Raw genomic sequence first — 13,519 nt, forward strand, 5'->3', positions numbered from 1 at the left:
TTGCACCTAAGGGTGCAGTGTCTTCTGCTTTTTTTGCGTTCTTAATTTATTTTAGAAAAGAGGAATAGGAAATGAGTTTACTTGAGGTTTCTAATTTATCACATGCTTTTGGCGATAAGGTTCTATACAAGAATGTTTCTATGGAATTGTACAAGGGTGAGCATGTCGGTGTGGTTGGCCAGAATGGAACGGGGAAAAGTACGTTTATTAGCATTTTGACAGGCGATGTGATCCCGGATGATGGAATGATAAAGTGGCAGCCCAATATTACAATCGGTCATCTCGATCAATATGCTGTCATGGATGGAAACCGTACGGTTCATAATTATTTAAGACAGGCTTTCTCAGAATTATATGAACTAGAACGAAAAATAAATGGGCTCTATGAAGAGTGCGCTGTTACTGGCAACGAAACGTTATTACAAAAGGCAGCAGACTACCAGGAACGATTAGAAGCGCTAGACTATTATTCAATGGAGAGCAACATCAGTAAGATGGTTACCGGTCTAGGGATCAACGCGATTGGAATCGACCGTCCCATCGAGCAGTTAAGCGGGGGGCAACGGACGAAAGTCATTCTGGCCAAGCTTTTACTTGAACAACCTGATGTGTTATTACTCGATGAACCAACCAATTATCTGGATAAGGAACATGTTAACTGGCTCGCTGAGTATCTGATTGCATTCAATCAAGCGTTCATTGTGGTGTCTCACAACTATGCCTTTCTCGATAAAATATCCACTAGTATTTGCGATATTGAGGGCGAAACGATTAAAAAATACCACGGGAAATACTCAGATTTTGTGAAGCAGAAGGAACATTTACGAGAGAGTCATATCCGGCAATATCATGCACAGCAGAAAAAAATCGAAACCACTGAGCAATTCATTCGAAAAAACGGTGCAGGTGTTAATTCCAAAATTGCCCGTGGTCGCCAGAAACAGCTGGATAGAATGGAACGAATCGCCGCTCCGACATTTGTCTCCAAAGCGTCTATTCGCTTTAAGGAGCTTCCGTGCATGTCACAAGTAGCCCTAAAAGTGGATCACTTAGTCGTAGGTTACGATAAGCCTTTGTTGCCTAAATTGAAGTTCTCCATTCGCGGTGGACAAAAGCTCGTGATTACGGGGTTCAACGGAATCGGGAAATCAACTTTACTAAAGACGTTGGTTGGAGAGATCCAAGGGATTACCGGTAGGTTTCAGTTCGCAGAACAAGTTAAAGTGGGTTATTTCGAGCAAGATTTAACTTGGGAAGACGATACAATGACACCTATTCAGGTGATTTCAGCTTATGATCCCAAACTGACTGTAAAGGAAATACGTCGCTATCTAGCGCAGTGTGTTGTTAAAGATAACCTTGTAACACAGTCAATACGTACACTCAGCGGCGGGGAGCAATCAAAAGTTAAGCTGTGCCTATTACTGCTTTCAGAATACAACTTTCTAATCATGGATGAGCCGACCAATCACTTAGATGCTGAAACAAAAGATGCTTTACAGAAAGCTCTAATCCAATTTGGTGGAACTGTGATTCTTGTTTCTCATGAAGAACAATTTTATAAGGGATGGGTTGATCGTGTGCTCAACATAGGAGATGAGACCAGAAATAAAGGAGTTAAGTACTAATGAAAACCATGAATGATCATTGGAAAAGAAAAATAACCCTATTTCTAACAGCTCAAACCATATCTTTATTTGGATCTTCGCTTGTTCAATATGCGATTATTTGGTATATCACTCTAACAACTACCTCAGGGGTGATGATGACGATATCAACCGTCTGTGGATTTCTCCCGCAGATGGCCATCTCGCTGTTTGCTGGGGTATGGATCGACCGCTATAGTCGTAAAAAAATGATCATGCTAGCAGATGGTATGATTGCGATCGCTACACTTCTTCTCGCTGTGATGTTTTTGATGGGTTATAACAATATTTGGTTGCTATATTTAATTTTGCTGATCCGAGCAGCAGGTACGGGCATACAGGTTCCTGCTGTGAACGCACTTATACCTCAAATTGTTCCAAAAGATCAGCTTATGAAGGTAAACGGAGTAAACAGCAGTATTTCATCCTTGATGATGTTTCTGGCTCCAGCTGCAGGTGGCGTGATCCTGTCGATTAGTACCATTGAAACTGCCTTTTTTATCGATGTGATGACTGCAATTATTGGGATCGGTATGATGTGTATAATCGTTATTCCAGCTCACGCTAAAGTGGAGAATGGTCAGAAATCGAATGTACAAGACATTAAGGAAGGATTTAAGTATCTAAAGGATCATGCTTTTATTAAGCAATTACTAATCTATTTATTTGTCGTAATGATACTAATTAGTCCAGCCGCCTTCTTAACCCCTCTAATGGTGAGTCGATCCTTTGGTCCAGAAGTATGGAGATTGACCGCAAGTGAGATGACTTTCAGTGCTGGGGCGTTAGTTGGAGGGGTTCTAATCGCATCATGGGGCGGCTTTAAGTCTCGTATGCATACCAACATTTTAGCATGTGCTTTCTACGGTTTGCTGATGGTTGGACTTGGCGTCGCTCCTATGTTTGCAGTGTACCTATTGTTTAACTTGTTGATAGGCATAACGATGCCTTGCTTTAACGCTCCTTTGACAGTATTGTTGCAGCAGAATGTGGATCCGGATATGCAAGGTAGGGTATTTAGTCTTGTTCAAGTAACGAATTCATGTGCTTTGCCACTCGGGATGGTGCTGTTTGGTCCGCTAGCTGATAGTGTCCAAGTGGAGACAATTCTTATTTTCGCAGGGATTGCAGTGATTATGTGCGCTTTGTATGCAGTGATTAAACTTCTTGCCTTAGCAAAGGACTACGATTAACATGATGTTATTCCAAATAAATACTATCATAGTCCAGGGGATCTTAGTTCGGTAAATTGTGGAGGGGGTTAGGTATGTATATCCATACATCTTCTTTAACACAGTTCAAAGGATTAGAGCCAATTGACTCATCACTCGAGCTATTCCTTAATCAGCATTTACATCGTTATGATAAGTTGGAGCCTTACATCCATGCTTTTGTATCGGAAGAGAAAAGAACAGATAGAATCATGAGTGAAGTAGCGCTGCTAAGACAAACCTATCATGAACTCCCAAAACCATCATTATACGGAGTTCCAGTAGGAGTTAAGGATCTAATTCATATAGACGGCTTGCCCACTCGTGCTGGTTCAAATCTTCCTCCACAGGAATTAACACGTTCAGAAGGCAGTTTTATTAAAAAGCTGCGGCAAAAAGGAGTATGGTTCACAGGCAAAACGGTGACCGAAGAGTTCGCATATGCCGGGCATCTCCCAACTCGTAATCCTCATCATTTGGATCATACACCAGGCGGCTCTAGTGCAGGGTCTGCAGCGGCAGTTGCCACGGGGATGTGTCCATTTGCGATAGGCACACAAAGTTTACGTTCTGTTATGGCACCTGCTTCTTTCTGTGGTGTTGTTGGATTTAAGCCAAGCTATGGACGTATCCCTTTGGATGGTGTTCAGTTGATGTCCCCTTCAATTGATACGATGGGATTTTTTACACAGGATATGGTTAGCATGGAGCGGATCTCTTCAGAACTCATCTCGGAATGGAGGCCTTTCGAATCTAACCGTAAACCCGTGCTTGGTATTCCAGAAGGGGTATTCATGACTTTATTGGAAGAGGACGCTAAACATACTTTTTGGAGCCAGATTAAGAAGTTGGAAGAGGCGGGCTTCATCATAAAAAATGTTAAGATGCCATGGGAAGATAGTTTCATCTATGGGGATGCAATGTTGAGATTAGTACAAGGGGAAATGGCTCAAGTGCATGCTGTACGATTTGAAAAATATAATGATTACTATGGTTCGGCGATGCGTGATGGTATTGAATCAGGTCAAACCATCAAAGAGGAAGAACTGGAGCGATATCGTAGAGGACAAATCAAATTGAGATATGATCTACTGGATGTTCAAAAGACAGAGGGGATTGATATTTGGGTCTCGCCCGCTCAAGCAGGAACTGCTCCATTGTGGGGAACACGGACAGGATGGGCTGGAATGACGGCCATTTGGTCATACGCAGGAGCGCCAACTGTGAGCATTCCTTCAGCCACTATTCATAACATGCCTTTAGGATTTCAATGTATTGGGGCTTACGGTCAGGATGAAGAGCTTATATATTGGAGTAGACTTGTATCACTAGCACTGGGGTGAGCCTATTTGGCTGCAGATGGGGCATGTTCGAGGTTAGATAACAGAGTGGGTCTTCAATACAATTGAAGATCTACTTTTTTTGTATAAAGTGAGAGTTTTTTTGTTAGGGATCGTCTATAGAGTATCGTGCTTCAAGGAGGCTTAAGGGTGAAGGGACATGTACCGAAAGTTGAAAAAGAGGAAGAAAGGCAATGGATCCTAAACGTTCTGGATGGGCATAAGGAAGACTATTCGTATCTTGTGAATCGATATAAGAATAAAATCTATGGCCTATTGAGAGGAATGGGGGCCGATCACCAAGACGCGCAAGACATCACTCAGGAGACTTTTATAAAAGCTTATCGTAAGCTAGCCTCACATGATTTGGATAAAAACTTTGCGGCTTGGCTGTATACGATCGCGACTAATGTACTGAAGGATCTGTGGAAAAAAACTCGTCCTATTGCGAGCTTACCAGACGATCTTGCTGAACTATCTCTTTCAGATAATCCAGAAGAAGAATTCATTCGATCGGAGCATCGCACAGAGCTGCATCAGTTAATGCAGAAGCTACCACCTAATTATCGTACGACTTTGCTGCTTCGTTATACCAATGATTTAAGCTATGAAGAAATGTGTACGCTCTTAGAGGTCCCTTTAAGTAAGATCCAAAATGACCTTTATCGTGCAAAACAACGATTGAAACATATTATGACACACCAGGAGGTGAAGAGCGATGAAGTGCTTAAGTCCATTTGAGATCGAGCAATACATCCTAAGTACACCCACCTCCCGACCATTTGAAGTTGTTGATCATATCGCTGCTTGTGCCCATTGCAATTTAATCTATCATACACTATTAGAAGAACAAGAGGAGTGGTCGCAAGCGTTGTTTGAAGAGAAGCTGCCAGATTCTTTTACTGCTCAAGTTATGGCTTCAATAGAATACGTAGAACTAGAGAAAGTAACGGTACCTGACAGGAAGCGAAAGAATCCGAAGATACTTAAGTCACTAAGAATAGCCATGGGAGCGGCTTTGTTACTTGTTGTTCTGAGTGCCGTGATTTTATATTCTGTGCCCACATTGGCAGAGACTTTACGTTCTCTTTTTGTAAAAGATAATGTGGACATTGGCCTTTTGCGAGCGCAAGAATTTGGATTGGTAGAACATCCTAATATTAAGGTGAAGGATAAAGGCTATACGATAAAAATAGATGAAGCTGTAGCGGATCCTACTCGTGTGATTGTCGCTCTACAGTTGTTCGGACCGGATGGAAAGCATGACAGACATCGCTTGGGTTTTGGTGAAGGAAATAAGATTGAAGTTAAAGATGATCAAGGAAAGATCGTAGGAGAATTATACGATATTGGATTTACCAATGATTTTTACTATATGATCGCTAATTTCTCGGAGCCACTGCAAACCGATCAAATTACAGTCGAAGGTCATATTACTGAGTTGGGAAGCAAGGACAGAAATATTCCTGCACTTCAAGGCGATTGGAACTTTAGTTTTTCGATGGATATGACAAAAGCGAATGAACAAACAACCTCAACTCCCCTAACGGGTAGCTACACTTCTCCGGATGGTTTAACAGTCACCTTGAAAAAATTAACTCATATGGTACAAGGTGTTCGTTTTGAATTTGATACGGAGTTGAGTGATGAGGCGCTAAACCGTTCTCCAGGTGAATTATGGAAGCAGCAAGGGGTGAAGTTCCATTTTGAGGATAGCGCGGGTGAAGAGATTCACAGTGTTAATGCGAGGAAATTGCCGAGTAAGGATAGTGTAATGTCACGATCTTCGACACCTGGTGATAAACCTGGACTTATGCATTGGAGCTATACGTTTAAATATTTGCCTCAGGATACGCCGTATACTTTTGTGCTCGATGGGTATTTCATTCTAGAAAAGGATGGTTCGATGGTACAGTTTGAGCCATCCAAGTTGAAGGAGCATCCGATCCCCTTTGCATTTGATGGAGATGAGCTGATGTTAAATGATTTTACTGTGGAATCACCGCCTGATACCAATGGATCAACGAAGGAAGGTTCATTACATTTTAGCGGAAGATTGAGAAATGAATTTATGAACAGTGAGTGGATATTTAAGGGTCTTGAGGGTAAAGAGTATCCTCTCTCAGGACGAGGAGCTTATTCTACTGATGGGTCCGGATGGAAAGATGGTTATATCGTAATCGTTGAATCGCAGTCAAATAACAAAAAGAATTTTTTTGAATTCCGTGCAATTGGCCTTACTACGATCCCTGATCAGCTTCAATTAATACGCACGATAGTCAACCGATTGTACACCAATGTAGATTGGTCCGTTCCTATCATGGAAGCTAGCAAAAAGCAGTAAAATCAATCATTTACCTTCCGGAATGTACAAGCAGATAGGAGCTCTGTCGCATCTCATATACTATCACAATCGAAAAGAGGTGGTAGTTTATGACTGCTGCAGAGAAGAGAAGAATTCAAAGAGCTTTGAATGCTTTGCGTAAGCAAAGAGTGGTTCTGAAGGAAAGCCTTAAAAGAATTGAAGCATTGCTTTGCAGATTGCCTATTGGCAGTCGCGAAAGATTTGAATTGTTAGCAGTAAGAGATTCAATCATTGAAGCGCTCCGACTCAATGCTATTGCTATACGAAATTTAAAAGATGTTACTTGTGCTTGTTAATTCGTTGAACTTCTGAACCTCCTGATCCTTGTATCAACGATCAAAGTAAAGCTTTTTCCTGTCACATTAGGAGGATACTGTTTTTCTTTCTTATTGATCTGACGGGTAACGATAGCTCAATAAACACGATAAGGCAGCCGGTCAGTCAATGTGATCGGCTGCCTTTATTCAGCAAACGGGCAGGATAGTTGAAGTTCAAACGTGGGAAAACGTATCATAAATAGGGTTTAACCCCTAAGATGCCTCTTAGTTTTTTTATATGACTTAATACAACAATATTTACAAATTCATGATACGATATTGCTAAATCAGGAAATAGATGCTCCATATGTAAGATAGAATTAATTATTGATGGAACTGTTGAAGATGATTAATAACAAAATGATTGATGATCAACCAAGGACGTTTACTGAAACTATTATGATTCTGTAGAATGGGGGCCACTATATGTCATTAGTTAATGAAAAAGAAGAGTGTTTACTGATCGAGACATTAAAATCGCATATACCAAATGTAGAGGAATTACTGAATCCAGCAGTCGAGGAATCAGAAATAAATCTTTTTGAGAGCATGATGAACTGCAAATTTCCAGAAGATTTTAGAAAGTTATACATGAATTCTAATGGAGAAGGAGAGCAGATTTTTGGCGTTATGGCTGGTCTTGGTTGGATGAACATTGAATCGATAGTAAGCAACTGGAAGTCCCTTTTGGAATCAGCATACGATATTATATCCAGCAAACCAGATATAATAAAAGATGGGAACTACAGAGAAGGCTGGATTCCTTTTGCCGAAGATGGTGGAGGCTCATATTTGGCAATTGATTTAGACCCCGGAGAAAAGGGCGTTTATGGGCAAATTATAACGATAGATCACAATTCTAGTTTTTCATATGTTATTGCGGAAAGTTTGGGACATTTCTTTGAATTTATAGATTCGAGCCTCAGAAATAGTAGTATTGGTATTAGTGAAGAAGATGATGTAATCATATTATCCCGTGAAAGTGGAAGTTTGTTGGATGATATTTTGGCTTTGACTAAAATGGATATCGAAGAGAACAGCCTTATCCCTGTAAGTGGATTTTGGGAAGAGTATTTTAAAGACGATGTTGAGAGTGGTTTTGTATCTTCAAAAACATTGAAAAAAAAGAGAATGGTATTTATTAGAGCTGATCAAGCTCAAAAATACGGAGCAATTTCTTTGGATATTTTAACACATATGGTTAATCTTAAAGAACTTATTATACATGCGGATGAAATTACTAATTTCGATGTACTTAAACGGTTGCCTTCTTTAGCAGAACTTGTGATAGGATCAGAAGGCTTTAAAGAGTCTGATTTGGAGTACTTAGTTTCTTTAGATGGGCTAAGGCAGCTAACATTAATAGGACTTCCATTAAAAGATATACATAAACTGAAAGATATAAAGAAATTAAAGAGTTTGAGATTATGTAGAATGAACTCAATTGATAGGGGATTAATAGGAACTATAAAAAATTTGAAGGAACTAAGTTTAGAAGAAATGGAGGTTGGCGACCTGCTTTATATTTCAAACCTTAGTAAGTTAATAAAACTAGAGCTCAAACAAGTGACTATACCACATTTATCATTCTTAAAAGGTTTAAAGAATCTAACGTTTTTTGAGACGGATAGCTGTGCAATAGATGAATCACATATAGAGGTTATAGGAGAATTGAAGAAATTAAAGCAATTCACTTATCCGGTTGGAGATTTAACAATACTCAAAAATTGTATGAGTCTAAAGCAGATTGGAGTAGATGCATCAAGACTTAAAGGGTTGGAGGAAATTTCAGACTGTAATATAGTCGATATAACTATATTTCATGCAACATCGAAAGAGAACGCAAAGTCCGTAGTCGCGGAGTTTAATAAATACTTTAAACTTCAGTCATATGGATGGCCGGTAACATGGAAAGATTAATGAAACTTGCCTACACTGAGCTTTATCATAATAGGCCGAAATTTTTATAAAAGAAATGAGACTAGCCATATTGGTTAGTCTCATTTCTTTTTGCTGTTAGACCAACTTGACAGAGGTCTATATTTCGATTGGTCGAAAAATGATAAGGGCTTGGTAATACTTCATTTAATAAAAACCTCACTGATACCTAATAAAATACTATAAAGGAAATGTAAGATGGGACAGAGGGGCCTTTTTTGCGAAACAAGAAATAATATACATGGGTCTGTGAAGTTTACAATAGTAATCTAATCATTGAACGTCTAGCATTAAGTATAATGGAACGACGCATTAGGCAGATAAGGCGTACTACGGGTTGTTTATATTTTTTCGAAATGGAGAGTTTATGAAAAAGACTATTGTTTTTGTATTATCAATACTTATATTATTCTCAGGATTCGCAACACAAAGTTATGCGTCGTTGTCAGATACGCAATCTGCGGCAATACAGGCGTTGCTGGATGATGCCCGTCGTATATCAGGTGTGCCGGGAATGTCGATCTCAATACTTGCTGATGATGAAGTGTTCTACTTTTCTTCCGGGTATGCAGACCGTGAAAGTGGGTTGTCTGCAAGTGAAAATACACTATATGAGTTGGCCTCGGTCAGTAAAGCTTTTACCGGCATGGGTATTCTGCTGTTGGAGGAGCAAGGGCTGCTGTCAATGACTGACACTGTCCAAAAATATTTACCTTGGTTTACGTTAAAATATCAAGGCAAACCTGTTGATATGCAAAGCCTTACACTCAATAACTTTCTTCACCATACTAGCGGCCTAACAAATAGTAGGCATTCTCAAAATATTCCACAAGGCAATACACCAGATTTGCTGCAAAAGACTGTGAAAATGCTGGTAGATGCTGAGTTGGCGTTCCCTACCGGTGAACAGTATAGCTACGGAACCGTTAATTATGACGTATTGGGTTTGGTTATTGAGATTGTGTCGGGACAAAGCTATGAAGACTTTATGAGGGAACAGGTATTTCAGCCGTTAGGTCTTCACCAGACGTATGTTTATAAAGAAGATGCTCAAGCCACCGGACAGTTGGCACAGGGCTACCGTTCTTCCTTTTTTATGACAACTCCATATAACGCACCGGATTATTCCGGGAATAAACCCGCAGGCTACATCATTTCTTGTACAAAAGATATGGCGCGTTGGATGGGCATACAGATGGGTATTGTGCAGGACATACCCGAAATATTCCATACGGTTATCGAAAAGTCACATCAGGGCGATATGTCTGTTCCGGCAGTCAACGAAATGTATTATGCATCGGGCTGGTCGGTAAACGCCAACCAAACGATTATAGAACACCCAGGGGGCAATCCCAATTTCGGAACTGAAGTGGCCATACTGCCAAATGAACGAACAGCCGTCTGCTTGCTGACCAACGGCGCAAATATCAATAGAAGCATGGTACTAAAAGTTAAAGATATATTAGACGGCAATCTAACGCAGTCATATGAAATAAGCGGCACACAGCTTTTGGACATCATTTTATCGTCTATCACAATTATTCTTTGCCTATTGGCTGTTCTGTTCTTTATCTTAGGATTACGCAGAAGGAAAACGAATGAGCGGCAGCCAATTACAAAAAAGCGAATAATCGTAACAGCTATTTTGCTGATTGCTACGATTGCCCTGTGTATAATGTGCTGTGTATTAGATTGGTCAACGATACTTATTTGGCAAACATATAGTGTTCTTACAGCTTTGATTTCGTCGGCATTATTAACAGCAAGCATTACATGGTTTGTATACACTCACCGATATAATGCCTCGCTCCGAAAATAAGCATTTTGTTCGTTCGCTTATTGGTAAAATGCGTATAGCGTATTTTGTTTGGTACAGCGGAAAGTAGAGTTACGAAATAGTGAGAAAGAATTGATTTAACGCCAGATTCACCTCAATATAACCATTTAAAGTTCAAGTAGAGATACCACTTGAACATTTCTTTTGTTGAATTACTTGCACAATCCTTGGTGATTCACAATCTACATACTGGCAGTAAAGCTCAATGTTACTATACATCGGATTTGTTGGTTTTCCGTTCATTACCGGAATCTCGTGATCCGAGTATATCCGGCGTCGAAGACTTGTCTACCGCTTCTAGCACTTGACGAGGCGTTTTAGTACCTGCTATGATTTCTTGAATATCTTTCCTAGATTTGAGAAAGCAGGGCCAGCAACGCCCCAATTATTAACAAGGTACATGACATTGCCGCCTTGAAAGCTTCTTGAAGTAACCCCGTTCAAAAAAAGAGGAACCTCCTTTATTATCGATCCGTTGAATTACAAGCGATAGCGGATACATGAAGGATGTAATCTCAAATCTCATACATTAAAAGAGACAGTATTGAGGAGTATTCGTATGGAACATAAATTAACCTTAATTAATGTTTTTGCCGGCATAAATTCAGAGGAAGCAGTCTTTGAAGAGCTTCCTGCAGAATGCATAAGCGATAAAATATTCAAATTATGTGCATCTCCTGGGCTGGCTCTAGGGCTTGCGAAAGGAGATACAATAAAACTCCATCCCAATGGAGAGTTTGAATTAATCAAACATGGTGGAAATTTCTGCATTCAAATTTACAAAGAGGAGCTTGTTAAAGAAAAGATAGAGACAGCTGAATCTATAGTCAAACGAGAGCTTTCCGGTTCTTTAGATGGATTTCATAATGGCTCGCTTGCCTTCACCGCGCCCATCAGGAATGGATTTCATGCCACCAATAAGGTTTTCAATATAATTAGAGATTTATTAGAATCGGAGTACTATTACTCTAATATTTACGAATATCCATATAACTTTGACGATGAAGAGTTAGTTAGCTGGGCTAGAGATCTGGATTAATCGCTTCAAAATATCAGTTCTCCGGCACCATACACTACCTTTGGCCCATATTTTTCAATATGATCTCCAATCCTGAGTCAAAAAATAACGCGTAATCATAATATACCCAAAAGCTCAAGAGTTGCAGGAGGCAGATATGGTAGATGAAAGGCATCTTGTTTATTTCAAAGAACTCCTGGAAGGAAATGCTGAAATTTCTTTTAAGGCATACCTTTCAAATAATGAAGATTTCTTGCGCAAGCAATTTTCTCCGGCGAGATTTGCAAGACTGAAGTTCAAGTCAATTGATGAAATAATAAAGATTCTTGACGAAGAGAATGTATCCTACAGCATTAATGATCATGCCGTAAGAAACGAAAAATATTTAGCAACCTTTCATCTGGATGCCTTGAATGAACAAGGTAGGCTTATGGAAGGATTCAAAGACACCCTATTCAAAGGAACTGTTCACAACTTTAAAACCAAGGGGGAAGAAGCAGTCTTAACCCTCTATAAATACATCGAATACCCTAAAAAAATCAATAACAAAAAAAATATAGAAAAACTCCAAGACATCGAATGTTTCGCCGAATTGGAATTATCCTTAGGGGATGAAAGTCTTGGCTTATTTTTACTAAAGGCTCTAGCCTCTATTGAGCGTCAGCTTTCCGAAGTAGATGATATTGTCCTTAAAGCTCAAGAAGCAGTCATGAAGCACCATTCATCGAAAAGAGATTAATAACTTCTTAATTGGAGAGATTTGCCCTTTCAATTACTGAAATGGCAGGCCGCGAACGATGAAGGAGGACAATGATACCAGCCCAAATTCTAAACCAAAAAACCAATATTGAAAAAAGGTGATGGATGTGCAAATCAATAAAGAGTCATGCCGAGGGATCATTCTGGAATTCGACATTAGGAGAACAATTATTCTCAATTTATATATTAAAGAATGGTCTATGCCAGAATATAGAGTCATAATGACAAAACCGGAGATTGGCGTATATATTGAGTTATATTATTTTCCCTCAATTGACGTTAATATTCCTGCAAGATTCGCAACAGTCGGCCTATCTAATTCCATTCGGAAAACTGGAAAACCTATTGAGAATGAATGGATGATAGCTTTAAAACCCGATTTGGGACAAGAAAACATTGATCGCATATTCTCATATTTCTGTGACATAATTGCCCATAATATTGAACATATCCAATCTTCGGAAGTACCACGAGTAATGACTGAGAGCGCACTCGCACCTGAAAATTGGACTACAAAAGCCCTCTTGATTGATGAACTAAGAGGAGAAAGTGAGGATTTAGAACAAATAAAAATAGGTGAAGAAATAATTAATGTCTTGTGGGTAGTACCAATTACCCCCAAAGAATCGCGTATAATTTTACAAGAAGGCATAGATGCTTTTGATGCTTACATAGATAATCATTACTATTCCATAATTGATCCCACTCGTCCTGATTAATAAGAGCAGTTCAATATCATTCGCACTAAACCAACCATATCCCCACAGATGGGACCTTGGCTCGCGAACCACGTTGTGGAAATTCAAACCATGTCTACGGTGGTGCCAGAAAGTCCAAATGACACTGTGAAGCGCTTGCTTGGCTAGGGCATTATTTTCCTTGAACAGGGGTAATGGTTCTAGAGTATGACAGCGGAATTCTTGGATGAGAGTACAGGATTACTGATGTACAAGGTAGAAGACAACTGAAAGTAGAACAAAAGAGTGAATTCCTTCCAAAAGCGCCGCAAGGCGTTTTTCATTGTGCAGTTTGTCTTAGAAATCCGATATGATACTATAAGCTTAATGTGCCGAAAACGTATAAAAGAG

At 39.7% G+C, this 13,519-nt stretch carries 11 protein-coding genes and 1 pseudogene; all 12 read left to right on the forward strand.

Features of this window, described 5'->3' with window-relative positions; translation table 11 throughout:
* Positions 1-71 precede the first annotated feature (71 nt).
* Positions 72-1,628 carry an ABC-F family ATP-binding cassette domain-containing protein gene (locus MKX60_RS19390; protein ID WP_341060700.1) on the forward strand — a complete coding sequence of 519 codons (1,557 nt, stop codon included), beginning with the start codon at positions 72-74 and terminating at the stop codon, positions 1,626-1,628.
* Between the two features lie 8 nt (positions 1,629-1,636).
* A complete protein-coding gene (locus MKX60_RS19395) occupies positions 1,637-2,839 on the forward strand; it encodes an MFS transporter (protein ID WP_445670770.1) in 1,203 nt (400 codons plus the stop codon).
* A gap of 74 nt (positions 2,840-2,913) precedes the next feature.
* Positions 2,914-4,200, forward strand: a complete 1,287-nt coding sequence (locus tag MKX60_RS19400; protein ID WP_341060703.1) for an amidase — start codon at positions 2,914-2,916, stop codon at positions 4,198-4,200.
* A 147-nt stretch (positions 4,201-4,347) separates the two neighbouring features.
* A complete protein-coding gene (locus tag MKX60_RS19405; protein ID WP_076285801.1) occupies positions 4,348-4,938 on the forward strand; it encodes an RNA polymerase sigma factor in 591 nt (196 codons plus the stop codon).
* A complete protein-coding gene (locus tag MKX60_RS19410; RefSeq protein WP_341060705.1) occupies positions 4,916-6,541 on the forward strand; it encodes a DUF4179 domain-containing protein in 1,626 nt (541 codons plus the stop codon). The genes MKX60_RS19405 and MKX60_RS19410 overlap by 23 nt, the downstream gene beginning before the upstream one ends.
* Positions 6,542-6,630: 89 nt before the next feature.
* Complete coding sequence (locus MKX60_RS19415; protein WP_076285799.1) at positions 6,631-6,858, forward strand: hypothetical protein; 228 nt, start codon at positions 6,631-6,633, stop codon at positions 6,856-6,858.
* Positions 6,859-7,305: 447 nt separating this feature from the next.
* Positions 7,306-8,799 carry an SMI1/KNR4 family protein gene (locus MKX60_RS19420; RefSeq protein ID WP_341060706.1) on the forward strand — a complete coding sequence of 498 codons (1,494 nt, stop codon included), beginning with the start codon at positions 7,306-7,308 and terminating at the stop codon, positions 8,797-8,799.
* A 385-nt stretch (positions 8,800-9,184) separates the two neighbouring features.
* On the forward strand, positions 9,185-10,636 hold the full coding sequence (locus MKX60_RS19425; RefSeq protein WP_341060707.1) for a serine hydrolase domain-containing protein: 1,452 nt from the start codon (positions 9,185-9,187) through the stop codon (positions 10,634-10,636).
* Positions 10,637-11,213: 577 nt separating this feature from the next.
* Positions 11,214-11,693 carry a DUF4265 domain-containing protein gene (locus tag MKX60_RS19430; protein WP_339803671.1) on the forward strand — a complete coding sequence of 160 codons (480 nt, stop codon included), beginning with the start codon at positions 11,214-11,216 and terminating at the stop codon, positions 11,691-11,693.
* Positions 11,694-11,829: 136 nt separating this feature from the next.
* Positions 11,830-12,411, forward strand: coding sequence for a hypothetical protein (locus tag MKX60_RS19435; protein ID WP_341060708.1), 582 nt, complete (start codon positions 11,830-11,832; stop codon positions 12,409-12,411).
* Positions 12,412-12,538: 127 nt separating this feature from the next.
* Positions 12,539-13,150, forward strand: coding sequence for a suppressor of fused domain protein (locus MKX60_RS19440; protein WP_076298977.1), 612 nt, complete (start codon positions 12,539-12,541; stop codon positions 13,148-13,150).
* Between the two features lie 48 nt (positions 13,151-13,198).
* A pseudogene (locus MKX60_RS19445) lies at positions 13,199-13,297 on the forward strand (SDR family NAD(P)-dependent oxidoreductase); the annotation flags it as partial.
* Positions 13,298-13,519: the final 222 nt, after the last annotated feature.

This window comes from Paenibacillus sp. FSL R5-0914, assembly GCF_038004525.1.
Lineage (GTDB): Bacteria > Bacillota > Bacilli > Paenibacillales > Paenibacillaceae > Paenibacillus_AQ.